Annotated in this window: 26 protein-coding genes; 10 read left to right on the forward strand and 16 right to left on the reverse strand. The window is 72.0% G+C overall.

Features of this window, described 5'->3' with window-relative positions; genetic code table 11:
* The first annotated feature begins 43 nt into the window (after window positions 1-43).
* Window positions 44-604, forward strand: a complete 561-nt coding sequence (locus HALOF300_RS17735) for a GNAT family N-acetyltransferase (RefSeq protein WP_231955555.1) — start codon at window positions 44-46, stop codon at window positions 602-604.
* Here the strand turns inward: HALOF300_RS17735 and HALOF300_RS17740 are convergent.
* From HALOF300_RS17740 to HALOF300_RS17750, 3 genes are all read right to left on the reverse strand, one after another.
* Complete coding sequence (locus HALOF300_RS17740) at window positions 580-1608, reverse strand: methyltransferase family protein (RefSeq protein ID WP_156742241.1); 1029 nt, start codon at window positions 1606-1608, stop codon at window positions 580-582. The genes HALOF300_RS17735 and HALOF300_RS17740 overlap by 25 nt on opposite strands.
* A gap of 48 nt (window positions 1609-1656) precedes the next feature.
* Window positions 1657-2088, reverse strand: coding sequence for a CBS domain-containing protein (locus HALOF300_RS17745; RefSeq protein WP_156742242.1), 432 nt, complete (start codon window positions 2086-2088; stop codon window positions 1657-1659).
* Window positions 2089-2165: 77 nt separating this feature from the next.
* Window positions 2166-3185 carry a thiamine-phosphate kinase gene (locus tag HALOF300_RS17750; protein WP_156742243.1) on the reverse strand — a complete coding sequence of 340 codons (1020 nt, stop codon included), beginning with the start codon at window positions 3183-3185 and terminating at the stop codon, window positions 2166-2168.
* A 95-nt stretch (window positions 3186-3280) separates the two neighbouring features.
* On the opposite strand from HALOF300_RS17750, the gene HALOF300_RS17755 reads away from it, so the two are divergent.
* Genes HALOF300_RS17755 through HALOF300_RS17765 form a run of 3 tightly spaced genes read left to right on the forward strand, consistent with a single transcriptional unit; the run spans window position 3281 to window position 4530 of the window.
* Window positions 3281-3850, forward strand: coding sequence for a DUF3515 family protein (locus HALOF300_RS17755; protein ID WP_231955556.1), 570 nt, complete (start codon window positions 3281-3283; stop codon window positions 3848-3850).
* A 44-nt stretch (window positions 3851-3894) separates the two neighbouring features.
* Window positions 3895-4332, forward strand: coding sequence for a hypothetical protein (locus tag HALOF300_RS17760; protein ID WP_156742244.1), 438 nt, complete (start codon window positions 3895-3897; stop codon window positions 4330-4332).
* A 3-nt stretch (window positions 4333-4335) separates the two neighbouring features.
* On the forward strand, window positions 4336-4530 hold the full coding sequence (locus HALOF300_RS17765; RefSeq protein WP_156742245.1) for a helix-turn-helix transcriptional regulator: 195 nt from the start codon (window positions 4336-4338) through the stop codon (window positions 4528-4530).
* A gap of 6 nt (window positions 4531-4536) precedes the next feature.
* Here HALOF300_RS17765 and HALOF300_RS17770 read toward each other — a convergent pair whose 3' ends face one another.
* Complete coding sequence (locus HALOF300_RS17770; protein ID WP_156742246.1) at window positions 4537-5664, reverse strand: D-alanine--D-alanine ligase family protein; 1128 nt, start codon at window positions 5662-5664, stop codon at window positions 4537-4539.
* Between the two features lie 172 nt (window positions 5665-5836).
* Between HALOF300_RS17770 and HALOF300_RS17775 the strand changes: the two genes are divergently transcribed.
* Complete coding sequence (locus HALOF300_RS17775; protein ID WP_231955557.1) at window positions 5837-7087, forward strand: trans-sulfuration enzyme family protein; 1251 nt, start codon at window positions 5837-5839, stop codon at window positions 7085-7087.
* A gap of 28 nt (window positions 7088-7115) precedes the next feature.
* Complete coding sequence (locus tag HALOF300_RS17780; protein ID WP_156742247.1) at window positions 7116-7784, forward strand: AMIN-like domain-containing (lipo)protein; 669 nt, start codon at window positions 7116-7118, stop codon at window positions 7782-7784.
* A 3-nt stretch (window positions 7785-7787) separates the two neighbouring features.
* Here the strand turns inward: HALOF300_RS17780 and HALOF300_RS17785 are convergent, their stop codons facing one another.
* Complete coding sequence (locus tag HALOF300_RS17785) at window positions 7788-9020, reverse strand: S8 family serine peptidase (protein ID WP_156742248.1); 1233 nt, start codon at window positions 9018-9020, stop codon at window positions 7788-7790.
* 55 nt (window positions 9021-9075) lie between these two features.
* Window positions 9076-9798 (reverse strand): lysophospholipid acyltransferase family protein, encoded by a 723-nt coding sequence (locus HALOF300_RS17790; RefSeq protein WP_231955559.1) that lies wholly within the window; start codon window positions 9796-9798, stop codon window positions 9076-9078.
* 124 nt (window positions 9799-9922) lie between these two features.
* On the opposite strand from HALOF300_RS17790, the gene HALOF300_RS17795 reads away from it, so the two are divergent.
* Window positions 9923-10306, forward strand: a complete 384-nt coding sequence (locus HALOF300_RS17795; protein ID WP_231955560.1) for an MmcQ/YjbR family DNA-binding protein — start codon at window positions 9923-9925, stop codon at window positions 10304-10306.
* Here HALOF300_RS17795 and HALOF300_RS17800 read toward each other — a convergent pair.
* From HALOF300_RS17800 to HALOF300_RS17830, 7 genes are all read right to left on the reverse strand, one after another.
* Window positions 10303-10911, reverse strand: a complete 609-nt coding sequence (locus HALOF300_RS17800; protein WP_269455309.1) for a response regulator transcription factor — start codon at window positions 10909-10911, stop codon at window positions 10303-10305. The genes HALOF300_RS17795 and HALOF300_RS17800 overlap by 4 nt on opposite strands.
* A complete protein-coding gene (locus HALOF300_RS17805) occupies window positions 10908-12179 on the reverse strand; it encodes a sensor histidine kinase (protein WP_156742251.1) in 1272 nt (423 codons plus the stop codon). Before HALOF300_RS17805 ends, HALOF300_RS17800 begins: the two co-directional genes overlap by 4 nt.
* 47 nt (window positions 12180-12226) lie before the next feature.
* Window positions 12227-13060: an ABC transporter permease gene (locus HALOF300_RS17810; RefSeq protein ID WP_156742252.1), complete on the reverse strand. Its 834-nt coding sequence runs from the start codon at window positions 13058-13060 to the stop codon at window positions 12227-12229.
* Window positions 13057-14013 (reverse strand): ABC transporter ATP-binding protein, encoded by a 957-nt coding sequence (locus HALOF300_RS17815; RefSeq protein WP_156742253.1) that lies wholly within the window; start codon window positions 14011-14013, stop codon window positions 13057-13059. Before HALOF300_RS17815 ends, HALOF300_RS17810 begins: the two co-directional genes overlap by 4 nt.
* Before the next feature lie 573 nt (window positions 14014-14586).
* Window positions 14587-15900: a UDP-N-acetylglucosamine 1-carboxyvinyltransferase gene (gene murA, locus HALOF300_RS17820; RefSeq protein WP_156742254.1), complete on the reverse strand. Its 1314-nt coding sequence runs from the start codon at window positions 15898-15900 to the stop codon at window positions 14587-14589.
* Between the two features lie 149 nt (window positions 15901-16049).
* The gene (locus HALOF300_RS17825; RefSeq protein WP_156742255.1) at window positions 16050-16745 is read right to left on the reverse strand and encodes a response regulator; all 696 of its coding nucleotides are present in this window, start codon (window positions 16743-16745) and stop codon (window positions 16050-16052) included.
* Complete coding sequence (locus HALOF300_RS17830) at window positions 16742-18127, reverse strand: sensor histidine kinase (protein ID WP_156742256.1); 1386 nt, start codon at window positions 18125-18127, stop codon at window positions 16742-16744. The genes HALOF300_RS17825 and HALOF300_RS17830 overlap by 4 nt, the downstream gene beginning before the upstream one ends.
* Before the next feature lie 163 nt (window positions 18128-18290).
* On the opposite strand from HALOF300_RS17830, the gene HALOF300_RS17835 reads away from it, so the two are divergent.
* Together HALOF300_RS17835 and HALOF300_RS17840 are read left to right on the forward strand one after the other, a co-directional pair.
* Entirely contained in the window at window positions 18291-19220 is a 930-nt protein-coding gene (locus HALOF300_RS17835; RefSeq protein ID WP_156742257.1) for an ABC transporter ATP-binding protein, read from the forward strand.
* Entirely contained in the window at window positions 19217-20035 is an 819-nt protein-coding gene (locus tag HALOF300_RS17840) for an ABC transporter (protein WP_156742258.1), read from the forward strand. The genes HALOF300_RS17835 and HALOF300_RS17840 overlap by 4 nt, the downstream gene beginning before the upstream one ends.
* A gap of 76 nt (window positions 20036-20111) precedes the next feature.
* Here the strand turns inward: HALOF300_RS17840 and leuD are convergent, their stop codons facing one another.
* Together leuD and leuC are read right to left on the reverse strand one after the other, a co-directional pair.
* The gene (gene leuD / locus HALOF300_RS17845; RefSeq protein ID WP_156742259.1) at window positions 20112-20750 is read right to left on the reverse strand and encodes a 3-isopropylmalate dehydratase small subunit; all 639 of its coding nucleotides are present in this window, start codon (window positions 20748-20750) and stop codon (window positions 20112-20114) included.
* 29 nt (window positions 20751-20779) lie between these two features.
* Window positions 20780-22261: a 3-isopropylmalate dehydratase large subunit gene (gene leuC, locus HALOF300_RS17850; protein ID WP_156742260.1), complete on the reverse strand. Its 1482-nt coding sequence runs from the start codon at window positions 22259-22261 to the stop codon at window positions 20780-20782.
* A gap of 95 nt (window positions 22262-22356) precedes the next feature.
* Between leuC and HALOF300_RS17855 the strand changes: the two genes are divergently transcribed.
* Window positions 22357-23079, forward strand: coding sequence for an IclR family transcriptional regulator (locus HALOF300_RS17855; RefSeq protein ID WP_156742261.1), 723 nt, complete (start codon window positions 22357-22359; stop codon window positions 23077-23079).
* 155 nt (window positions 23080-23234) lie between these two features.
* Here HALOF300_RS17855 and HALOF300_RS17860 read toward each other — a convergent pair whose 3' ends face one another.
* Window positions 23235-25331, reverse strand: a complete 2097-nt coding sequence (locus HALOF300_RS17860; protein ID WP_156742262.1) for a penicillin-binding transpeptidase domain-containing protein — start codon at window positions 25329-25331, stop codon at window positions 23235-23237.
* Between the last annotated feature and the right edge of the window lie 72 nt (window positions 25332-25403).

The following is a 25403-nucleotide window of genomic DNA, read 5'->3' on the forward strand; positions in this document are numbered from 1 at the left end:
TATCTTAGCACTAAGAGATATTGGACTGTCTAGCATGGCGTTCGTGCCGACCTCAGGACCGCCGTCCGTCCGCCTCGCCACCGCCGCCGACGTGCCCGGGATCGCCGAGGTGCACGTGCGGGCCTGGCAGCGCGCCTACGCGGGCATCGTGCCGGCGGATCACCTCGACTCCCTGGACGTGTCCGTGCGCGCCCAGCAGCTCAGCCGCCGGTTCGGCTCCGACGCCGTGTCCGGGACGGTGCCGACACTCGTGGCGACCGAATCCGACGAAGCCGGCGACGACGGCACAGTGCTGGGGTTCGTGAACGCCGGCCCGTACCGCGAGGACGACGTACCGGCCGACGGGCCCGGCTGGGGTGAGATCTACGCGATCTACGTGCACCCCGACCACTGGTCCCGCGGCGTCGGCCGGGCCCTGTTCGACGCGGCGCTCGCGACCCTCGACGCCGACCGGACCGTCGCACTCTGGGTCCTCGAGGCGAACGCGAACGCTCGCCGGTTCTACGAGCGGATGGGGTTCACGCCCGACGGCGCAACGAGCGTGTTCGAGGTCGCCGGCGCCGAGATCCTCGAGGTCCGTTACCGGTGCGACCCGGTCACCTGACCGGCGCCGGGCGACCGGTCGCCGTGACGGCCGGGCAACCTCGGCACCCACACGCGCACCGACGCCCGGTACCGCTCGTACGGGTCACCGAAGCGGGCCAGCAGGTCCGCCTCCTCGGCGCCCCGGATGCCGTGGTGCCACGCCAGCCCACCCAGCACGGCCGCGACGATCATCGTCCACGAGCCGAACCAGAGGCCCGCCCCGATGGACTGGACCACGCCGGCGGTGGCCATCGGGTTGCGGAGCCAGCGGTAGGGACCGGCCACGACGAGGCGCCGGGCGGTCTGCGCCGGCAGCGGTGTGCCCTCGCCGGCGATCGCCATCGTCAGGCAGGAAGCGAGGCCGAGCGGGCTGGCCACGAGGAACAGCGCCGCGCCCACCGTGGGCCACGGGTCGGCCGCCAACGCGGACCAGTCCACCCGTAGTCGGCGCTCGAACGCCACGAGCAGCAACGGGACCACGACGAAGAACCCGACCCAGAACACGACCAGCTGCGTCAGGCTCGCGGCCACGTGGCACCGGCGGGATCGGGCCCGGGCCGCCCGGAATCGGAACGGCCCGATGAAGTACCAGCCCGTCGGGATCCGGCCGAACCGCAGGGTCGCCGCCGTGGCCACGGACCCGAACGTCGCGGCCAGCATGAGGAGCACGCCCCACCCGGCGGCGCGGTCGAGCAGGCCCTGGCCGAGCAGTGCGATCGTGAGCAACGTCGACCAGACCGCGGTGACGGCCGCGACCCGCCAGCTGCCGCGGGCCGCGGCGAGCGCGGAGCCGCCGACGAACAGGAGCAGGTCCGGCCCGACGAGCAGCCGCGGATCCCACGCGCCGAGCGTCCACACCCGCACGGTGTCGGAGGCGAACACGGCGACCCACCACAGTGCTCCCGCGACCGCCTGGCCGGCGAGGTAGACCCGGGCCATGGTCGCGGGCCGGATCGGCTGGACACCGCCGGGACTAGGCGATCGCGACAGGGTGTCCCGCACTCCCCCACCATCCGCTCGCACGCCGGTCAGGCTATCGGGCGTCGACGTCCCGGTGTGCCCCGCCTGGGGTCAACGGCGCACGTAGTCGGCCAGATGGTCCCGCTCGGCCTGGAGCTCGTCGATGCGGTTCTTCACGATGTCACCGATGGAGACGATGGCCTTGAGCTCGCCGTCGACGACGACGGGCAGGTGCCGGATCCGCAGGTCGGTCATCCGGCGAGCGAGGTCCTCCAGGTGGTCCTCGGGCAGGCAGGTCTGCACCTCGACCGTCATGACCTCGGCGACCTGCACCTGCAGCACGGCCGGGCCGCGGTGGTGCAGCTCGCGGACCACGTCACGCTCGGTGACGATGCCGGACACCGAGTGCCCACCGTCCTCGGAGACCACCAGAGCACCGATGTGGTGCTCGTCCAGCTGCGCGAGAAGGTCAGCCACGGTGGCGTCCGGCCTGATCGTGACCACGGCCGCGCCCTTGCGTCGAATCACCTCTGAGATACGCATACTCCACGATAGCCCGTTGTGACGTTGCTCACACGGTCGAGCAACGAAGTCGCCCGGCGAAGGCGTGCGATCGGGCGTCAGGACGACCCGAAATGGTCCCAGCCGGAACCTCCCACGGGCGCAGCCGCGCCGTCGAGCGTGACCCGGGGTCCGCCGTCGGGCGCTTCCTCGGAGCCCTCCTCGCCGCCACCGCCGACGGCGGGACCGACGACGCCGATCCGGCGGAATCCCGCCGGATAGGCCGCCCCGGCCGGGAACGTCGCGACCAGGCCGTGGTCCTCCCCGCCGGTGAGCACCCAACCGAGGGCGCTCGCGTCGCAGGCCTGCGCCACCACGTCGAGCTCGTCCAGGGCCGGGCCGAGGTCGCGGGTGCGCAGGTCGATGGACACGCCGGCGGCCCGGGCGATCCGGCCGAGGTCCTTCAGGAGTCCGTCGCTGACGTCCATCATCGCCGTCGCCCCGGCGCCCGCCGCGGCCGGGCCGTCCGTCAGCGGCGGGTCGGGGCGACGATAGGCACGCACGAACGCGGCCTCGTCGGCCGAGCCGCCGCCCGCCGTCGGGCCCTGCGCGCGGAGCAGCTCGAGACCGGCGGCGGAGTGACCGAGCACCCCGGAATGCACCACGACGTCCCCGGGCCGGGCGCCCGAGCGCAGCACCGGGGCGCGGCCGGCCAGGTCGCCATGGACGGTGACGGCCGCGACGATCGCCGGCCCGCCGGACAGGTCACCGCCGACGACGCCCACACCGTGTGGGCCGCACGCCTGCGCGAGGCCGTCGGTGAGGTCGAGGACCCAGTCCACCTCGACGTCGTCGGGCAGCACCAGCGAGAGGACGAGGGACGTCGGCCGGGCACCCATGGCGGCCACGTCGGCGAGGTTCTGCATGGCGGCCCGCCAGCCGACGTCGGCGCCGGTGCTCCAGGCGCGGACGAAGTGGCGCTCCTCGACGAGCACATCGGTGCTGACCACGAAGCGACCGTCGGCGGCGCGGATCACGGCCGCGTCGTCGCCGGGGCCGAGCAGGGTGTCGGTGCCGGCCGGCAGCCGGGGAATGATCCGGGCGAGCAACTGTTCCTCGGACAACTCACCCACGCGCATGAAGGCGAGGCTAGCCCGGCGGCGCCACTCGGGCCGCATCGGAGGCGACGCGGCCGGGTGCGGGTGGGCCGCTCGAACGCGGCTACCGTGAGGGGGTGAGTTCGACCTTCCTCCCACGCAGCGGTTCGGGACCGCGCCGTATCCGTCGCGGCGCTCGCATTGCTCGCCATGCCGGTGCGACGGCGGCCCTGGCGCTGGTCGGTGCCGCGCTGCTCGCGGGGTGCGCCACCCCGGCGACCGTCGAGCCTGCTCCGAGCGCGAGCGAGCCGGTCTGCGCGGACGTGCTGATCGCCCTCCCGGACACCCTGGCCGGCGCCGACCGCCGATCCACCACGTCGCAGGCCTCCCGCGCGTGGGGCGACCCGGCCATCACCCTGCGGTGCGGCGTCACCCCGCCGGGCCCGACCACCGATCGGTGCATCACGGCCGAGGCCGCGGACGGCTCCACCGTCGACTGGGTGGTCGCCGAGCTCGCCGAGGACGACACCGGCTCGGACTCGGGCTCGTGGACGTTCACCACCTACGGGCGGACCCCGGCGGTCGAGGTCGTGGTGCCCGTCGAGTACGCCGGAGAGGACGCCACCTCGGTGCTCATCTCGCTCAACGGCGCGGTCTCGGTGATCCCGCAGACGCGCGCCTGCATCGGATCCGAGGACCTCCTGTAAAGGTCGCTTGACACACTCTCTCGGCGTGAAGCACACTTGACGTCATGCACGCTTCACACGTCGCACTGTCGGGAGACCCCATGTTCGCTCGCTGGACCCTCACCATCGCCTTCGCGCTCGTCGTCGCGGCCGCCATCGGGGCGGTGGCGTCGGTGTTCAACCCGGAGGCGCCGCTGGTCACCGGGCTGGTCTTCACCGCGGCCACCCTCGGCCCGGCCGGTGCACTCGGCTGGTTCCTGTTCGTGAGCCCGAAGACCGTGACGCCGGACCCCAACGCCGAGGACAACGTCGAGAACACCTGGCTGCAGAAGGCCGCCGCCGGCGCGTTCACGGATCTGCTCATCGTGCTCGCGATCGCGCTGACCGTGGTCTCGGTCACCGGCCGCTCCCCGGACGCCGAGATCCTCCTCCTCGGTGCCGTGGTGCTCGCCATGGGCGACGTCGCGATCCGGTACGTCCTCACCGCCCGCCGGGAGCGCTGAGCCGTGCGCAACTCCCTGCCCGACCGCCGTGCCGAACGCGGCTGGTCCCAGGCCGAGCTCGCGGAGCGCCTCGGCGTCTCGCGGCAGACGATCATCTCGATCGAGAAGGGGCGCTTCGACCCCAGCCTCCCGCTGGCGTTCCGGCTCGCCGACGAGTTCGGCGTCGCGATCGAGGACCTGTTCGATCCCGAGCGCTGACGCCTCTCAACGCAGGCCGGTGGGGCGCTCCAGGGCCAGCTCGATCAGCTCGGTGATCAGGTCCGGGTACTCGACGCCGGAGCGCTGCCACATCATCGGGTACATCGAGAACGGCGTGAACCCGGGCATGGTGTTGATCTCGTTGACGATCAGGTCCCCGGCCGGGGTGTAGAAGAAGTCCACCCGGCCCAGGCCCTCGCACCCGAGCGCCTCGAACGTCGTGGCGGCCAGTTCGCGGACCTGCTCGCCGACCTCGGTCGGCACGTCCGCGGGCCACGCCAGCGTCACGCCGTCGGCGTCGAAGTACTTAGCCTCGTAGTCGTAGAAGCCGTGCGAGGTACCGGTGACCACGATCTCCCCCGGCTGGGTGGTCCGGGGCGGATCGTCGCCGCGGCCCTCGAGGACCGCGCACTCGAGTTCCCGGCCGTCGATCGCGGCCTCCACGATCACCTTCGGGTCGTGCCGCTGCGCCTCTGCGATCGCGGCCTCGAGCCCCTCGGGGCCGTCGACGCGGGTGATCCCGATGCTGGAACCGGCCCGGGTCGGCTTCACGAAGACCGGCCAGCCGAGGCCGGCCACACGCTCGAGGGCATCGGCGCGGTCGACCCGCCACTGCCGGGGCGTGATCACCTCGTAGGGGCCCACCGGGAGGCCGGCGGCGGCGAGCACCACCTTCATGTAGTGCTTGTCCATGCCGGCGGCGGAGGCGAAGACCCCGGAGCCCACGTAGGGCAGCCCGGCCAGCTCGAACAGACCCTGGACCGTGCCGTCCTCACCGAACGGTCCGTGCAGCAGCGGCAGCACCACGTCGACGGCGTTCAGTGCGACCGGGACCTCCCCGGCGTTCGAGACCACCAGGTCGCGTGGCTCGTCGCCGAGCGGGATCGAGACGCCGGCGGCCTCCAGTGCGCCGACCTCCGGCACCACCCCCTCGGTGATCGCCCACCGCTGCGGGTCGTCGGCGGCGATCACCCACTGTCCGGCCCGGGTGATCCCGATCGGGACCACGTCGAAACGCTCCCGATCGATCGCGGCGAGGACGCCCGCCGCGGTGGCGCAACTGATGGCGTGTTCGTCGCTGCGGCCGCCGAACACGAGGGCGACGCGGACGCGGGGGTTGGGCTCGTTCATCATCGTCGAGGGTACAGGCGGACCGAGGGCCCGACGGCGGAGCGCGCCGTGGTCCGCGGCGCCGGGCCGGTCGGTGGTCGGGTGGGTTTGGTCCGGGCCGGGTCGGTCGGTCCGGGTACCGAACAGCGACGGACCCGGAACCGGCGAGCGGCCGTGATGGTTCTACGCTGAATGCGTGACCGACGCATCCGCCACCCCGTCCGAGCCCACCGCCCACCCCGAGGGCCTGCACCCCGAGACGGTGGTCGTCTCAGCGGGCCGGCCGCCGCGCACCGAGCAGGCGCCGGTCAACCAGCCCGTCGTGCTCTCGTCGACCTACATCAGCACCGGGGAGCCCGGCCCGGGCGACCTGATCTATGCCCGCTCCGGCACCGAGACCTGGCTGCCGTTCGAGGAGGCCATCGCGAAGCTCGAGGGCGCCGAACTGCCGGGGCTGTTGTTCGGATCCGGGATGGCGGCGGTCACCGCGGCGCTGAGCCTGGTGCCGGTCGGCGGCGAGCTGATCGTCCCCCGGCACGGCTACCACGCCTCCCTGGTGGCCGCACGTGACCTGACCGCGCGCTCCGGGGTGCGGGTCACCGAGGTAGCCATCGAGGAAACCGGCGCCGCGGTCGCCGCCGTGCGGGCCGCCGCCCGGCGCCTGTCCGGCGAGGGCACCGACGCTGCGCTGCCCACCGGCGCAGCCGGCCGGCCGGGCCCGGTGCTCTGGCTCGAGACCCCGACGAACCCGATGCTCGAGGTCGCGGACCTGCCCGCTCTGGTGGCCGCCACGCACGACGTGGGCGGCTTGGTGCTCGTGGACAACACGTTCGCCACCCCGCTCGGGCAGCAGCCGCTGAGCCACGGTGCGGACGTCGTGGTGCACTCGGTGACGAAGTACCTCTCCGGCCACTCCGACGTGGTCCTCGGCGCTGCCGTCACCGACGACCCTGCGCTGCGCGCGGCCCTGCTCGACCGGCGCAGCCTCGGCGGTGCGATCGCGGGACCGTTCGAGGCGTGGCTGGCGCTGCGCGGCCTGCGCACCCTGGCCCTGCGCGTCGAACGCTCACAGGCCACGGCCGCGGACCTCGCCGAGCGCCTGTCCGGGCATCCGCACGTCGTCGCGGTCTCCTACCCCGGCCTGACCACGCACCCCCAGCACGAGCGAGCTGCGATCCAGATGAGCGGCTTCGGCTCGATCCTGACACTGCGGCCGGTCGGCGGGGCCGCGGGCGCGGATGCGCTCACCCGTGCGGTTCGGCTCTGGGTGCCGGCCACGAGCCTCGGCGGGGTCGAGTCCTCACTGGAGCGCCGCCGTCGACTCGGCGCCGAGGCACCGACCGTGCCCGAGGACCTGCTCCGGCTCTCCGTCGGCATCGAACACGCCGACGACCTGTTCGCTGACCTGGAGCAGGCCCTGGCGGTCGCCGCCACGTACGCTGGGTGAGATCACGAACCGGACCCCGGAGGCCACGATGACGAGAAACCGCCACCTGTTGACCCTCGCGGCCGCCGGCGCGGCCCTCGCGCTCCTGGCCGGGTGCAGCTCGGGCCCGGGCGACGACGACCCGACCCCCACCGCCACGACCACGGAAGAGACGCCGTCGGCCACGGAGACGGCCACCGAACCGAGCCCGAGCGAGACCGGATCGCCCGAGACCGGACACACCGACGACGACATCGACGACCCGCCGCCGTTCCCGGCCGACGCCACCGAGGACACCGGCGAGCCCGCCGGTGAGCCGGACCTGCTGCTCACCGACGTCCGCGCAGCCGAACACGACGGCTTCGACCGCGTGGTCCTGGAGTTCGTCGGCACCGGCACCCCAGGGTGGCGCGCGAGCTACACCGACGCCCCGGCCCAGGAGGGCAGTGGCAACCCGATCGACCTCGAGGGCGACGCCGACCTGCAGATCTTCGTCTCCAACACCCGCTACCCGGACGAGGGCGAGACCGGCTTCTGGGAGGGCCCCAGCCAGTTCGAGACCGAGGGCGAGGAGGTCGAGGAGGTGAACGTGCCGGGCACGTTCGAGGGCGAGACCCAGGCGGTCCTCGGCATCGACAGCGTCGGCGCGCCGTTCCGGGTGTTCGCGCTCACCGACCCGGTCCGCGTGGTCATCGACGTCCAGCACGTCGCGGACTGACGCCTACCTGGCGACGGCGGCCTGGCGGGCGCGCCGACGTCGCAGCAACCAGGCAGCGCCCGCGAGCGCAGCCAGCGGGATCGCGAGGACGACGACGCTGAGCGTGTTCTGCACCGCGGCCGGCGGACCCGGCGGTGCGAGGGCCACCGGCGCCGCGGTGGGTGAGGGTCGGCCCGGCTCCTCAGGTCCGTCGACCGCGGCCGGCAGCGGCGACGTGAGGGCTGCCATCGGATTGATCTGACCCCAACCGAACTCCTCGTCATAGCCCGGCGCGCCGGTGTCGTCCGTGGTGCTCAGCACCAGGTTCACGAGCTGATCCCAGTTGGCGTCGGGGTGCAGCGACCGCACCAGCGCGAACACGCCGGCGATGATCGGGGCCGCCCCCGAAGTACCACTCTGGATGCTGTATCCGCCGCCGGACATGGCCGCGACCAGGTCGTGCGCCGGTGCGGAGATGGCCAGGTCACCGACCTCGGTACTCGGCGAGTTCTCCCAGCGGGTGCGCTCGGCGGTGTACCCGAAGGCTTGGATCACGTGCTCGTACCAGGCCGGGAACGTCAGCCCGTCCACGACCACCGTGGTGTCCTCCGTCGGTGCGTCCTCAAAACCGCAGTCACCCGAGGTGCAGCCCGGCAGCACATAGGTCTCGCTGTTCCCGGCGGAGGCGATGAACGGAACCCCGGCAGCCATTGCGGCATCGATCGCGTCCTGAACACCCCTGCTGTTGCCGGACACGCCACCGATCGAGGTGGTGATGACGTCCGCACCCAGTTCCAAGAGGGCGTAGATCGCCTCCTCCTCCCACTCGCCGACCTCGTGCTTGTTCTCGTCGTCGTAGTCGAAACTCATCACGATCAGGTCCGCGCCGGGGGCGATGCCGAGGACGCCGTCGGTGCCGTCGGGACCATGCCCCTGACCGACCGCGAGAGCCGCCATCGAGGTGCCGTGGTCGCGCGTGTCGATGAACGGGTCGGCGGTGTTGCCGAACCCGATTCCCGCCGTGATGTGCACACCCTGCAGGTCCGGGTGGGTCACGTCGGTGCCGGAGTCGATGAGCCCGATGGTGACCCCCTCACCGGTGGTGAGTTCATGCATGGCGGTGATGTCGAACTGATCGAGGTACCACTGGGCGGCCCGCCATTGGTCGGCGCGGGCTGGTTCGGCGGCTGCGGCCACCAGCACAGCAGCGGCCACGACGGCGACGGTGCTGGTCAGTGGCAGGTGTGATCGAGGCATGACGCCACCGTCGCCGACCTCGCTTACGTCCCGCTTACATCCGGCGCCGGCGCGGCTACTGCGCGAATCCCGCCTGCGGGTCCGGTCGCCAGACGAACGGCTCCGCGGGCGGGGTCTCGTCGCGAATGGTGGCCAGCAGCGCGGTGATCGCGGCCATGATGCGATCGGTGGCCTCGCGCACGGCCGCGGGGTCCTCGGCGCGCCCGGCCAGGTCGCGGAGGTCGACGGGTGGCCCGGCGACCACCTGTACCGGGCGGCGCAGCACCGGCCGGATCATCGACGCGTGCCGGGCCATCACCTCGTGCGCGCCCCACTGCGCGATCGGCACCACGGGCACGCCGGTGGTCAGGGCCATCCGGGCCACCCCGGTCTTCGCGCGCATCGGCCACAGGTCCGGGTCCCGGGTGAGGGTGCCCTCGGGGAACACCGACACGCACTCCCCCGCGGCGAGCGCCGAGGCGGCCGCGGTCAGGGACGCGGCGGCCGAACCGGTGCCGCGGTGGACCGGGATGTACCCGACCGAGCGCAGCAGCGGGCCGAGCAGCGGCACCCGGAACAGGGACGCCTTCGAGAGCACCTTCGGGTAGCAGCCGGCCTTCGTGAGGAAGTCCAGGAGGGTCAGTGGGTCGAAGTTCGTGACGTGGTTCGCGGCGGCGATGAACCCGCCGTCGGGCAGGTGTTCGGTGCCGCGGTGGGTCGGCTTCGTCAGCACCCGCACCAACGGGCGCGCGATGACGACCGCGACCCGGTAGGACGTCGGCGCAGCGGGTCGGGTCACGCACCGATCGTAGGGGCTGGGCCGATGGCCTGCCCGACGGCGGAGCCCGGTCCCGTGGGCCGCCTCGCCGCGTCCCGTGGCCGGGCCGGGCGCGAATGTCGGCGGTCGGTGCCAGGCTGGTCCGGTGGCGACCGCAGACCGACCCGACGTGCCCGCCGAGTGGCTCGACCGACTGGACCGAATCATGGCGGGGCTTCCCCGCGCGCACCTGGAGTCGGCCTGGGTGGGCATGCGGTGGCGGGTCGGTGGGGCGACCATCGCGCACGTGTTCGGCGGCGAGGACGGGCTGTTCCGGATCACGTTCCGCGCCGAGCCGGAGGAGGTGTACGCACTGGAGCACATGGGGCCGCCGTACTTCCGCACGGACTGGGGACTCAACGTCGTCGGCATGCTCCTCGACGAGGGCACCGACTGGGACGAGCTCGCCGAGATGCTCACCGACTCCTACCGGATCCAAGCACCGGCCCGGCTGGCCGAGCAGGTCCCGCAGCCCGGTCCACCGGGTTAGATCCAGCCCCGGGCGCGCGCCAGTCGGGCGGCCTCGTGCCGGTTCCCGACACCCAGCTTGGTCGCGGCTGCGGACAGGTAGTTGCGCACCGTGCCCGGGGAGAGCGACGCGCGGGCGGCGATCTCCTCCACCGGGGCGCCGTCGGCGGCGAGCTCGAGCACGTCGGCCTCGCGGGCCGTCAGTGGGCTCGCACCCGCCGCGATGGCGTCGGCGGCCAGCTCCGGATCGACGTACCGGCCGCCGTCGTGCACCTGCCGGATCACGTCCGCGAGCACCTTCGCGGACGCGGTCTTCGGCAGGAAGCCGCGCACGCCCGCCTCGAGCGCCTTCTTCAGGTACCCGGGCCGCCCGTGACTGGTGACGATGATGCACCGGCACCCGGGCACGTCGGCGGCGAGACGCTGCGCGACCTCGATGCCGTCGAGTCCGGGCATCTGCAGGTCCAGTACGGCCACGTCCGGGGTGAACCGGGTGGCGGCGGCCACGGCCTCGGGTCCCGAGGCTGCCTGCGCGATCACCTCGAGGTCCTCCTCCATGCCCAGCATCATGGCCAGGGCGTCGCGGATGAGGTTCTCGTCGTCGGCGAGCAGCAGCCGGATCGTCACGGGGTGGCTCCAGGGGGCGGTTCGGTGGTGAGGGCCGGCGCGGGGGTTCCGGGATCGAGGGGCACCGCGGCCGTCAGCGTGAACTCGGCCCCGTCCCGATGTACGTCGAGTGTGCCGCCGACGGTCGCGAGCCGTTCGCGCAGACCGTTCAGCCCGGAGCCGGTCCGGGCGGCAGCGGCCGTGCGGGCGCCGTCGTTGCCTATGCTCAGGGTGGCGGCGCCGGCGCCGGCGCGCAGCTCGATCACGCACCGGTTCGCGTCCGCGTGCCGGACCACGTTCGTGACCGCCTCCCGGACCACCCACGCGAGCGCCTCCTGCGCCTGCGCCGGGAGGTCCGCGTCCTCCCCGGCGACGAGCACGTCCACCCCGGCCGAGCGCAGGATCTCCCGCGCACCGGCCAGCTCGGTGGACAGGTCCGCGGCCCGGTAGCCCTCCACGACGGCGCGGACCTCCCGGAGCGCGTCCTGGGCCAGCTGGCGGACCTCGAGCATCTGGTCAGGCGCCCGGTCGTCGCCGCGGCGGGCCAGTTCGGCGGCGAGCTCGCTCTTCACCGCGACCGTGGACAGGGTGCGCCCGAACACGTCGTGCAGGTCGCGGGAGAACCGCAATCGCTCCTCGGCGACGGCGAGCCGGGCGTCCACCGCCCGGCGCTGCTCCTGCTCCCAGACCACCCCGATCATCCAGACCGAGATCCGGAACGAGAGAGCCGCTCCGGCGGCGATGAGCGCCGTGGTGATGACCGGCACGGTCGCCTGAACCGGGTTGCCCCCGCCGACCAGGGCGGCCAGGCCCGCGATCACGGGCGCCGCCAGCGTGGCCAGCATGAGCTTTCCGGTGGTCAGCAGCGGCGAGAGCGCGAGGATCGCCACCACCGGTGCGACGGCCGCCACGTTCCCTATCACGATGGGGTCGGGGTCACGCGCTCCGGCCGCCCACGCGAAGGCGACGACGACCGCGACGATCGTGGCCACGGTCAGGAACCACAGCTCCCGCCGGGCGCTCATGGCACGGCCGAGGTAGACCTCCAGGGTGGCACGGGTGGCCACGATCGCGGTGGCGCAGTGCACCACCGACACCAGCGCGAAGGCCAGGGCGCCGGCGCTGGTGTACTCGGTGGCGCCGGTCAGGAGACCGAGCGCAAGGAACGGTTCGAAGGCGAGGATGACGTACAGCGTCCAGCGGTTGTAGGTCTCGAACCGCTGTGGGTCGCTGGCCCGGGACCAGCCGGCCAGCCCGGTGGCGCCGGTCGTCCTGGGGGCTCGGTTCACGGTCCCCACGCTACCGGCGGTCATGACGACCGGGTGGCCGGCACGAGTCACCGGCGCGGTTCCCAGCGCATCCACCGGCGGGTCGCGAGGACACCGAGCGCGGTCCAGGCGATCAGGACGATCAACGGCACCACGGCCTCGGCGAACGAACCCGCGAAGGCGACCTGGTCGCCGTCGGGCGTGACGCCGGTCAGGCCCAGGTTCAGCAGGGTGACCACCGGGAACAGCGGGGTCGCCTCGGCGATCACCTGCGCCGGCTCCGGGAGCAGCGAGAGCGGGAGGGTCAGCCCGCTGAAGAGCATGGTCACCATCAGCACCGGCAACGTCGTGAGCTGGGCCGCCTCGACGGTCTTGGTGAGGCCGGAACTGGCGTAGCCCAGCCCGGCGAACATGGCGAAGCCGAGGCCGAGGGCGAGCACCACGAGGATCGGGTTGGTCAGCGGCGGCACCTCGATGACGCCGACAGCGGCGGCCAGGCCGAGCACCGCCTGGGCCAGGACGATGATGAGGGCCGGCATGCTCATCGCGACGAGGACCTCGAGGCGGCTGGACGTGCCGGAGGTGAGCCGCTTCAGGGTGAGTTCCTCGCGGCGAGCGACCGCGGTGGTGGTGAGGTTGTAGTAGGCCACGAACAGAAGGCCGAACGCGACCAGAGTCGTGAGCAGGGTGCCGCTGAACACGCCGGCCCCGGCCCCATCGGTGCGGTCACCGATGACGCCCATCAGCAGCAGCACCATCAGGGGTGCGAGCGCGATCGCGTTGAAGAGCGTGGTCTTGTTGCGCCCGAGGAGCGTGATCTCCATCCTGGTCAGGGCCCGGGTCCGGGCGAGCGTGCCGGGGGTGAGGCGGGCTGCGGTGGTGGCCGTGGTCGCGGTACTCATGCGGGGACCTCCGAGAGATCGTGGGTGGGACGGCCGCCGGCGGCGATCGTCAGGAAGGCCTGCTCGAGCGATGCGGCCCGAGCGTCCAAGCCGTCCAGGGTGACGTCCTGGGCCTGCGACCAGTCGAGCAGGATCCGTAGATCCGCCTCCAGGCGCTGGGTGCGGATCAGGTGCCGGACGCCCCGGGCAGACTCGCTGGCGGAGTCGCGTCCGTGCAGGGGCGGCAACGGTTGGCCGGTGGCGAGGGTGAAGGAGATGGTGGCCGGGGCGTCCGCGCCGATCTCGGCGGGCGTGCCCTCGGCGACCACGACACCCTCGTGCATGATGGCGATCCGGTCGGCGAGGTCCTCCGCCTCCTCGAGGTAGTGCGTGGTCAGGACCACCGTCACGCCGTCGGCCAGCATGGACCGCACGAGGTCCCACGCGTCCCGGCGGCTCTCCGGATCCAGCCCGGTGGTGGGTTCGTCCAGGAACAGCACCTGTGGTCTGCCCATGATGGCCAGCGCCAGGTCGAGCCGGCGGCGCTCGCCGCCGGACAGGCTCTTGACCGCCACGCCGGCACGGTGGGCGAGGCCGACGGCGGCGAGCACGTCCTCCGGCGGCATCGGCGCCGGGAGGGTGGCCGCCCAGGTGCGGGCCATCTCGACGACCCGCAGGTCGGACGGGAAGCCCGCCTCCTGGAGCATGATCCCGATGTGCGGGCGCACCTTGGCCCGGGCTGCGTAAGGGTCGTGCCCGAGCACGCGCACGTGGCCGTCGGTGGCGGGCGCGATGCCCTCCACGACCTCCATCAGTGAGGTCTTGCCGGCGCCGTTCGTGCCGAGCAGGGCGAACAGCTCGCCGCGCCGCACCCGCAGGTCCACGCCCCGGACGGCCTCGAACGCCGGGGCGCCGGGGGTGGAGGGGCGGTACCTGCGCCGCAGCCCGTCGATCGTGATGATGTTGGAGTCCATGGGTCCAGACTCCCGCCGGATCCGGCGCCGGCCCAGTGCGTGCCGTCACGACCCGAGCGCCCGGACGCACCGCCGGACCATGAGAAATGTCATGAGTGGGGCACCGGCTCCCGGGGGAGGGGAACCGGCGCCCCGCGCGGGCACGGGGGGAAAGTCGCGCCGCGCAGGCCACCCGGGCATCACGTCCCGGGTGACGGTCTCTCGAGGTCGTTGTCCAGGCGACCCCGCGGCACCCGTGGGTGCCTCATGACCTACCGTGCGCGACCCGGCTGGGAGATCCCTGGGAAACCGCTGGCATCCACCTGCCAGTCCGGTTGGGCACGCGGTCTGGCACGTCCAGCGCCCGCATGAGGCTGAACCGCTCCTGGTCCAAACAGCCGGCCCTCGTCGAGAGTGCCATTCCGCGGCGCAGCCGGCCCATCTGCCGCACATCGGCACGCTCGTGTCCAGGCCCGGTCCCCGTCGCGTCCGAAGGTGTGGTTCTGCGGCGCATACGGGCTGTCCGGCGCAGAGTCGCGCTCGCGCCGCGTCGGGTGTGGGCGCCGTACGTGATGGGGACGCGAACTCCGGCTGCTAGTCCGTCTCGACCTTCGCGCCGAGTGCCTCGAGCTTGGCGGTGAAGTTCTCGTAGCCGCGGTTGATCAGCCCGATCCCCCGGACTCGCGAGGTGCCCTCGGCGGCAAGCGCCGCGATCAGGTGGGAGAAGCCGCCGCGCAGGTCCGGCACCTCGATGTCGGCGGCCCTCAGCGGGGTCGGACCGGAGACCACCGCGGAGTGCAGGAAGTTGCGCTGGCCGAAGCGGCACTGCAGGCCGCCCAGGCACTCCCGGTAGACCTGGATGGTCGCACCCATCCGGACCAGGGCGTCGGTGAACCCGAACCGCTTCTCGTAGACCGTCTCGTGCACGATCGACAGGCCGGCCGCCTGGGTCAGGGCGACGACGAGGGGCTGCTGCCAGTCGGTCATGAACCCGGGGTGCACGTCCGTCTCCAGGACGATCGAGTTCAGGTCGGTGCCGGGGTGGCGGAACCGGATCCCGCCGTCGTCGATGTCGAACGCGCCGCCGACCTTGCGGAACGTGTTCAGGAACGTCATCATGTCTGCCTGCCGGGCGCCGCGCACGTACACGTCACCGCGGGTGGCGAGGGCAGCCGAGGCCCACGAGGCCGCCTCGATCCGGTCCGGCAGCGCGGTGTGGGTGAACCCGCCGAGGCGGTCCACCCCCTCCACGCGGATGGTCCGGTCGGTGTCCACGGAGATGATGGCGCCCATCCGCTGCAGCACGGCGATCAGGTCCATGATCTCGGGCTCGATGGCAGCGTTGCGGAGCTCGGTCAGACCTTGGGCCCGGACCGCCGTGAGCAACAGTTGCTCGGTGGCACCGACACTCGGGTACGGGAGCTCGACCTTGGTGCCGTGCAGCCCGCGCGGGGCGGTGATCAGGATGCCGGTGTCCAGCTTGTCCACCTGGGCGCCGAACTGGCGCAGGATGCCAAGGTGGTAGTCGATCGGCCGGTCCCCGATCCGGCAGCCGCCGAGGTCGGGGATGAACGCCTCACCGAGACGGTGCACGAGCGGACCGCAGAGCAGGATCGGGATCCGGCTGGAACCGGCGTGGGTGTCGATGTCCGCCTTGTGCGCAGACTCGACATTGCGCGGGTCGAGGCGGATCACGCCGCCCTGGACGTCGCGCTCGACAATCACCCCGTGCAGCTTGAGCAGGCCACTGACGACGTTGACGTCACTGATGTCCGGGATGTTGCGCAGCTCACTCGGTTCTTCACCCAGCAGCGCCGCGACCATCGCCTTGGAGACGAAGTTCTTCGCCCCACGGACCGTGATCTCGCCAGACAGCGGCGACCCGCCATGCACCCGAAGCTGATTCATCCACTCATCCTCACGTCGGAACCCCGACCTCACTCCCACCGTGCGGCGGGCGACCGATCAAGGGTACGACGTGTGCCCGGATGCGCCCGGCAACCGCGCGTGAGCGCCCTCGATCGGAACTCACGGCGGCGGTGTCATCCGGGCCGGGATCAGGTGGGTGCTACCAGACCCGCGCGGTGCGCGAGAACCGCGGCCTGCACCCGGTTCTCCACACCGAGCTTCACCAGGATCGCGCTGACGTACCCCTTGACGGTCCCCTCCGTCAGGTGCAGCTCGCGACCCACCTGGGCGTTCGAGGAGCCGGCCGCGAGGAGCGCCAGCACGTCCCTCTCGCGCTCGGTGAGCACCGCCACCCGGGCCCGGTCGTCAGCCGCGGCCGGTGCCCCTGCGATCCGGAATCGGTCGATCACCCGGCGGGCCACGCGCGGCGAGAGGTACGCGGCGCCGTCTGCGACAGCGTGCACCGCCGTCACCAGTTCGCGCGGGTCGGAGGCCTTGAGCAGGAAGCCGGACGCGCCGCCCTCAAGGGCGTCGGCGATATAGGAGTCCTCGCCGAACGTGGTCAGCATCACCACCCGGGCGTCCTGACCGAGACCGACGATCTCGCGACAGGCCATGAGCCCGTCGAGCATCGGCATCCGGATGTCCATCAGGACCACGTCCGGTCGCTTGCGACGCGTGAGGTCGACGGCGGCGCGCCCGTCGGCGGCCTCGTCGACGACCTCGATCGTGGGATCCGAGGCCAGCACCGCCCGTATGCCCGCGCGGATCATGGCCTCGTCATCGACGATCAGCACCCGGACCGCTCGGTCGGCGGCGATCCCACCCGGGTCGGTGCCCGTCATCGAGGGCCGTCCGGGGTGAGCCTGTCGGTGGCCACCACGACACCCTCGTCGAAGCAGATCCGGAAGATGTCCGAGCCGAGGTCGAGGGCGTGGCTGCGAGCGAGGTAGAACTCGCACTCGCTCGGCTCGGGCGCCGGTGGGATCGGCACCGGCACACCCTCGAGCGGAATGCTGCGGGGTGGGAGCAGGTCGGCGATCTCCGTGCGCTCATCACCGGTCTCGATCTGGTTGAACGCTGCCGGCGCGAGGCCGGTGGTGCGCACGGTGAGTACCTGCAGCACCAGTAGCGCCGCGGCCAGGAGGCAAGCGAGCGCCAGCGGGATCATCGCGGTCTGCCACTGGCGGCGCCGTTCCTGGCGGCGGGCGTGTGCCACGATCCGGTCCGTCGCCCGATCATCTTCCGGAGCCGGCGTCCCCTGTGGCGTGGACCGGGGAACGTGGGCGATCACCTCGAACCCTGCCGCGCGCGGGCCGGCGTCGAGGTGGCCCCCGGCGAGCCGGACCCGCTCGCTCAGGCCGATCAGCCCCTGGCCTGCGCGTGACGACGGTGGTTCACCCACCGGATGTGCGGTGCTGGGCTCGTTGACGACCGACACCGAGACCGGGTCCTCGGTCGCGTCGATGGTCACCCTGACGGCCGCGCCGGGCGCGTGCCGGGCCGCGTTCGTGAGCGCCTCCTGCACCACTCGGTGCGCGACCCGCTCGAGGGACGGCGGCAATTCGCCGACCCGTCGCAACCGCACCGGTGCGCCGGCACGCTCGGCACGCGCGACCAGGTCGTCGACGCTCTCGTGCCCCGGCACGTACGAGGCGCCGGTCCCGTCCTCACGCAGCAACTCGACGACCGTGTGCAGCCGGTCCGTGGCGGCCACGGCCCGGGAGCGCACCTCGGCAGCCGCCTCCCGCACGCGGGGCGGGGCGTCCGGGGCCAGTTCGAGTGCGCCGCTGCCGAGGGCGATCATCGCGAGGTCGTGCCCGATCGTGTCATGCACCTCCTGCGCGATCCGTGCTCGCTCGCGCAGCCGGGCCTGGTCCGAGACGATCTCCCGCAGCCGCAGCCGCTGCTCCTCGCGCAGGCGCAAGTACCGTCCGATCCACCACGGCAGGATGAGCCCGGCGAACTGGGCGATGACGGACACGAGCCACTCGGACAGAAAGGCGTCGGGGCTCCGCAGCCACGTCGCGAACAGATTGATGAGCGCGCCTATCCCGAATGCGATCAGCGCCATTCTCAGGGAGTGCATTCTGCGACCCACGAAGAAGGCGAGCGCAATCAGGACCGGAACGACGAGCAGGCCGGCATTGCCGGTACCGAGGGGAAGCAGCACCGCCGCGACCACCAACGCCACGCCCAGGAGGCGCTCACTTGGCTGGCCGCTCATCCGGAAAGGCTAACAGCCGCAACGCCGCGGCCGACATCCGTCGCTGGGCGGAGGCCCGGGTCCGCCGCCCCTGACCTTCGTCAGGTGGGGGTGCTGACGTTCGGCCGTGGCGACGCCTGTCGCGTGTTCCTTAATCTCGATCCATGATGACCGGAACACTCAGATGATCGAATTGGATGGCCTCACGAAGGCCTATGGACCGAAGAAGGCGGTCGACAATCTGACCGTGAATATACAGCCCGGAAAGGTGACGGGATTCCTGGGGCCGAATGGCGCCGGGAAATCGACGACCATGCGCATGGTTCTGGGCCTCGACCGGACGACCGCCGGCCGCGCGCGGATCACGGGTCGACGGTATGTCGACCTGGTCGACCCGTTGCGAACGGTCGGAGCCGTTCTCGACGGCCGGGCAGGCCACCCCGGGCAGTCCGCCCGCAGCCACCTCCTCGGCATCGCCCGGAGCAACGGGCTGGCCCGTGGCCGGGTCCCCGCCGTCCTCGAGACCGTCGGCCTCGGCGCGGTCGGGAACAAGCGGCTGGGCACCTTCTCGCTCGGCATGACGCAACGCCTCGGGATCGCCGCCGCGCTCCTCGGCGATCCCGCGGTCCTGCTCCTGGACGAACCGGTGAACGGCCTCGACCCGGACGGGGTGCTCTGGATCCGTGGGCTGATGCGCTCGCTCGCGGCGCAGGGCCGCACCGTGCTCGTGTCCAGCCACCTGCTCTCGGAGATGCAGGACACCGCCGATCACCTCGTGATCATCACCAGGGGCCGGTTGGTGGCGGACGAGCCGATGACCACCCTCCTCGCGAAGCGAAGCGCCCGCGCCGCCACCATCCGCACACCACAGGCACCGGCATTCGCGGCAGTGCTCGAGCGAGCGGGGATGTCGGTCACGACCGGCGCGGATCCCGCCCTGCACGTGACCGGCGAGGGCCTCGAGGAGATCGGCGCCCTTGCCTTCGAGCACGGTCACCAGTTGGACGAACTCTCGTTCCGCCGTCCCTCCCTCGAGGAGGCCTACCTCGACCTGACCGGCGCGGACCTGGAGTACACGAGCAGACCCGTCGGGTCGCCGAAGGAGCCCACATGAGCAGCACGCACACCACGACGACCCCGAACCGGCTGCTCGGACCGCCCTCCGAGCGGGGACGGGCGCATCGCTGGGGTTCGGCGATCGCGTTCGAGTGGACCAAGCTGACCGGTGTCCGCTCGACCCTGTGGTTGGTCGTGACCGGCACACTGCTGACCCTGGGCGGCACGCTCCTGATCGGCGCCTCCGCACGAGCGAGCGGAGAGAACGGATTCGAGACGGCGGCGCCGGCTCCGCTGTTCGCCGTGCAGACGATCTCGTTCACCCAGGTCGCGGTGCTGCTCGTGGCCGTGTTCGCCTTCACCGCCGAGTACTCGAGCGGCTCGATCCGGACCACGCTGCTGAGCGTCCCGGGCCGCGGCCGCGTGCTGATCGCGAAGTCCGTCGTGCTCGCGGCGATGTCGGTGGTCATCGGTTCCGCACTGGTCCTCCTCGGCACGCTCACCGCCGCTGCGGCCGCGGCCGAGTACGGCACCTTCACGGGTCCGCAGCTCGGGCACGCCGTGCTCGGCACCGCAGCCTCGCTGGCCCTGACGAGCGTGTTCGTGCTCGGTATAGCCGCGGCGCTGCGGAGCACGGCCGGCACCATCCTGACCATGTTCGTGGTCCTGTACGCCCTCAGCAGCGTGCTGCCGATCTTCGGCCAGGACTGGCTCACCGACCTGGTGAAGTACCTGCCCGGCACGGCGGCCGGAGTCCTGGTGACGAACGCCGCCGACCCGTATGGCTGGGCGACTGCCCTGGCGGTGCTGGCCGGGTGGGCCGGCGCGGGTCTCGGCGTCGGCTACCTGGCCCTGCGCTACCGCGACATCTGAACGCGCTCGGGCACGCCGACGCGGAAGGTCCCGCTCACGTCATGCGATATGAGCGGGACCTTCCACACCCGGTGAGTCAGCCGATGGGCCGGGCGGCCTCGATCTCGACGGCCGGCAGGTGCTTGGCCGGGAGCGTCTTCGGCCGCCACGGCTGGCGCTGCGCCTCGAAATCGGAGATCTCGGACTCGTGCTCGAGGGTGAGCCCGATGTCGTCCAGGCCCTCCATCAGGCGCCAGCGGGTGTAGTCGTCGATCTGGAACTGGGCGATGACGTCCCCGCAGATCACGGTGCGCGCCTCGAGGTCGACGGTCACCTCGGTGCCCGGCTCGGACTCCAGGATCTTCCAGATGAGCTCGATGTCCTCCTGGGCGACCTGCGCCGCGAGCAGACCCTGCTTGCCGGAGTTCCCACGGAAGATGTCCGCGAACCGGGGCGCCAGCACGGCCTTGAAGCCGTAGTCCTTGAGGGCCCAGACGGCGTGCTCCCGCGAAGACCCGGTGCCGAAGTCCGCGCCGGCGACGAGCACGGAACCGGAGGAGTAGGCCTCCTGGTTCAGCACGAACGACTCATCGCCTCGCCAGGCGGCGAACAGCGCGTCCTCGAACCCGGTGCGGGTGACCCGCTTGAGGTAGACGGCCGGGATGATCTGGTCGGTGTCGACGTTGTTGCGGCGCAGCGGCACCCCGACGCCGGTGTGAGTGGTGAACTTCTCCATGGCTGGTTCCTTCGTCTCGTCGGGGTGGCTCAGACCTGGACCTGCAGGCGCGGGTCGAGCGGGGCGAGCGGCGTGCCGTCGAAGGACGTCAGGTCGGTCTCCTCACCCAGGTCGAGGTCCGCGAGCGAGGACAGCGTGCCGCGGATCGCGGTCGCGGCGGCCACCAGCGGGGACACCAGGTGGGTGCGCCCGCCCTTGCCCTGGCGACCTTCGAAGTTCCGGTTCGAGGTGGACGCGGCCCGCTCCCCCGGCTTGAGCTGGTCCGGGTTCATGCCCAGGCACATCGAGCAGCCGGCATTGCGCCACTCGGCGCCGAAGTCGAGGAAGATCCGGTCCAGGCCCTCGGCCTCGGCCTGCAGGCGAACCCGCGCGGAGGCGGGCACCACCAGGACTCGGACGTCGTCGGCCTTCTTGCGGCCCTTGACGACCTTCGCCACCGAGCGCAGGTCCTCGATCCGCCCGTTCGTGCAGGAACCGATGAACACGGTGTCCACGTGGATGTCGCGCAGCGGCGTGCCCGGCACCAGGCCCATGTACTCGATGGCCCGCTCGGCGGTGGTGCGCTCGTTGTCGTCGCCGATCTCCTCGGGGACCGGCACGTTCGCGGACAGCGGCAGGCCCTGGCCCGGGTTCGTGCCCCAGGTGATGAACGGCTCGAGGTCGGACGCCTTGAGCACCACCTCGGCGTCGAAGGTCGCGTCGTCGTCGGAGCGCAGCGTCTTCCAGTACTCGACGGCGGTGTCCCAGTCCGCGCCCTCGGGCGCGTGCGGGCGACCCTCGAGGTAGTCGAACGTGGTCTGGTCCGGCGCGATCATGCCGGCCCGCGCACCCGCCTCGATCGACATGTTGCAGATCGTCATCCGCGCCTCCATGGAGAGCCTGCGGATCGCGTCGCCGCGGTACTCGAGCACATAGCCCTGTCCGCCACCGGTGCCGATCTTGGCGATGATCGCCAGGATGATGTCCTTCGACGTCGCACCGGGCGGCAGGTCGCCGTCGACCGTGATCGCCATCGTCTTGAACGGAGCCAGCGGGAGCGTCTGGGTGGCCAGCACGTGCTCGACCTCGCTGGTGCCGATCCCGAACGCGAGCGCGCCGAACGCGCCGTGCGTGGAGGTGTGGGAGTCCCCACAGACGACCGTCAGGCCCGGCATCGTCAGGCCGAGCTGCGGGCCGACCTGGTGCACGATGCCCTGGTCCGCGTCGCCGAGTGAGTGCAGCCGGATGCCGAACTCCTTGGCGTTGTTGCGCAGGGTGTCGATCTGGGTGCGGCTGGTCAGATCCGCGATCGGCAGGTCGATGTCCAGCGTGGGGGTGTTGTGATCCTCGGTGGCGAGCGTCAGATCCGGGCGGCGGACCGTCCGGCCGGCGAGGCGGAGTCCCTCGAAAGCCTGCGGACTGGTCACCTCGTGGACCAGGTGCAGATCGATGTAGAGCAGGTCCGGAACGCCGTCCGCGCCCTTGCGGACCACGTGGTCCTGCCACACCTTTTCAGCCAGAGTTCCGGCCATGTCACGTCACCTTCTTCGTTCTGCAACCCCGTGGGTTTGGGGCTGTGTTGCCATCCGGACTTGCGTCTCACGGTGCGAGACGGCAATATCGACCTATGGACAACTCTAGCGGAGTCGGCGTTCTTGACAAGGCGGCCATCGTCCTGGGTGCTCTCGAGGCAGGCCCCGCGACCCTGGCCCAGTTGGTGGCGGCGACCCATCTCGCCCGCCCCACGGCGCACCGCCTCGCGGTGGCGCTCGAACACCACCGCCTCGTCTCCCGTGACATGCAGGGCCGGTTCGTGCTCGGGCCGCGGCTGGCCGAGCTCGCCTCGGCGGCCGGTGAGGACCGGCTGCTCGCCGCCGCGGGCTCCGTGCTGCTCGCCCTGCGTGACCACACCGGTGAGAGCGCCCAGTTGTTCCGCCGCCAGGGCGACCAGCGCATCTGCGTCGCCGCGGCGGAGAAGCAGATGGGTCTGCGTGACTCGATCCCGGTCGGCGCGACCCTGTCGATGATGGCCGGTTCGGCTGCGCAGGTCCTGCTCGCCTGGGAGGAGCCGGACCGCCTGCACCGCGGCCTGCACGGCGCGAAGTTCACCGCGACGATCCTGTCCGGCGTGCGCCGGCGTGGCTGGGCGCAGAGCGTCAGCGAGCGCGAGGTCGGCGTCGCGTCGGTCTCCGCACCGGTGCGCGGCCCGTCCGGCCGGGTGATCGCCGCCGTCTCGGTCTCCGGACCGATCGAGCGGATGACCCGTCAGCCCGGCCGCGTGCACGCGAACGCCGTGATGGCCGCCGCGAACCGGCTCACCGACGTGCTGCGCGCCACCGAGGAGAGCTGAGCAACCCCTGGCCCACCCCTCCCTCACGACCCCTCACCGGTCGCCGCCGACCGCGCGCTGGCCCACGGTGTGCGCCGCGTTGGAACGTGACAACCGCGCGCTCGAGCACCCGGCCGGGGACGGGAGGAAGACGCCCGGGTGTGTGGGCAGGGGCGTCAGGCCTGAGCGCCCTCGAGGAACGAGTGGACGAGCGGCCCGGACGTGGCCGCGCCATAGTCGCCGACCTCGACGAACGCGGCGACGGCGAGATCACCCTGGTAGGCGATCATCCAGGCGTGCGTCTGGTCGGCATCGCCGAACTCGGCAGTGCCACTCTTGGCGCCGACCTCGCCGGGCAGGGTCGCGAGCATGGTCGCCGTGCCGTAGGTGACGACGGCGCGCATGGCCACGCGTAGCTGCGCCGCCTCCTCGTTCGTGAGGGGCACGATCTCGCTCTCGGGAGCGTCATCCGAGGCATCGTCATCGTCGGTCGCGCCTGCCTCGTCGCTCGCGTCGTCAGTGGCACCTGCCTCGTCGCTCGCGTCGTCAGTGGCACCTGCCTCATCGCTCGCGTCGTCGGTCGCTGCCGCATCGTCGGTGGCCCCGTCGGCGCCCTCGGCCGGCGGGTCACCCTCGGGCAGGTTCAGCAGGTACGGCTCGACTCGCGCGCCGGCAGCCACGGAGGCTGCGACGGTCGCCATCGCCAGCGGTGAGGCGAGCACCTGACCCTGGCCGATCAGATCGGCCGCGTGCAGCGTGCCGGCCGCGTCGGTGGGCACCGAGCCAAGGAAGTACGGAAAGCCCAGTTCGGGCGTCGCGGTCAGGCCCAGGGAAGCGGCCGCAGAGGCCAGGTCGGCGGCACTGATCCGCTGGTGCTCGGCGATCAGGGCGGTGTTGCAGGACTGTGCGATCGCCGTCTCCAAGCTGATGTCGCCGAGCGCGTCGGCCGGGTAGCCCGGATAGTTGGAGAACTCGCGGCCGTCCACGGTGACGGTCTCGGTGCAGTGCACCGTGTCGTCGAGGTTCAGCCCCGAGCGCAGCAGCGCGAGCAGGGTGACGATCTTGAAGGTCGACCCCGGGGCGTACTGGCCGACGGTCGCCGTCGAAAGTCCCTCCCCGCCGGGACCACTGGCGGCGGCGAGGATCTCGCCGGTGGATGGCCGGATCGCGACGAGCGCGCTGGCGCTGGTGACCGGGGCGAGGATCGACTCGGCCAGGATCTGCAGATCCGGGTCGAACGTGGTGGACAGGGCGGTGCCCTGGACCGCGTCGGTGGCGTACACCTCCGTGACCGCCTCACCGTCGACGATCGAGATGAGTGTGCCGCGGACGCCGCGTAGCTGCTCGTCATAGTCGCGCTGCAGGCCGGACCTGCCGACCATGTCCCCCTCGACGATCACGCCGTCGGAGTCCGCGATGATCTCGGCGGTGGCCTCCCCCACCCGGCCGAGGATCGGACCAGCGAACCCCGATGTCGGGCCGAGCTGGCGTTCCCCGGAGAGCATGTTCACCCCGGGCAGCGCTCGTACGGCCTCCAGGTCGATGCTGCCCGGGTTCTCCTGGGCCACGACCGCCGCCTCCAGGTACGCCCGCGGCCCGGCCGCGAGGACCCGGTCCGCGTAGGCCTGTGGGTCGGACAGCCCGACCGCCTCGGCGAGGGCGAGCGCGGCGGGCCCCCACTGCTCGGCACCGATGAATGTCTTGTCGATCCCGATCCGGAAGACGTTCCGGTTCGTCACGATCACGGCGTCCCCGGCGCCGAGCACGTCACCCCGGGCGGGCTGGCTGCGGGTGACGTCGTAGACGCCGGTCTCGCCGAGGTCGGCACCGAGCAGGTCGCGCTGCCAGGTGGCGGTCCAGGTGTCGTCGGTCTCGACCAGGTGGACCGAGACGGGGAAGGACCAGTCGGTCTCGGTCCCCTCGATGTCCCACGTCCAACCGAGCGCGGCGTCGGCGGCCCGGCCATCGCCCTCGTCGTAGACGCTGCTCACCCAGGACACCTCGACTGTCCTTGGGATCTCCGCGAGCGCGCCGAGCACGGCCTCGGTGTCCGCGATGGCCACGGCACGGTCCTCGGTACTCAGCGGCGCATCGTCGTAGCTCCCGGCGGTCAGCGCCTGCGCCACGGCCAGCGCGGCGGCCTCCTGCGGCGGGAGGGAGTCGTCCCCGCCGTCGGGGTCGGTGTCGGTACAGGCGGCGAGCCCGCCGGCGAGTAGCGCGAGGCTCAGCCCGATCCCGATCTTTCGGTCGAACCGCACCGAACCTGCCGCCATGTCGCTCTCCTCGTCGTGGGCCGGCACGAGCCTAACCCGGGTCGCGGGAGGCGGACGTTGGGACACACGACG

It is taken from the genome of Occultella aeris (assembly GCF_902703175.1).
In the GTDB taxonomy this organism is placed as follows: Bacteria; Actinomycetota; Actinomycetes; order Actinomycetales; family Beutenbergiaceae; genus Occultella; species Occultella aeris.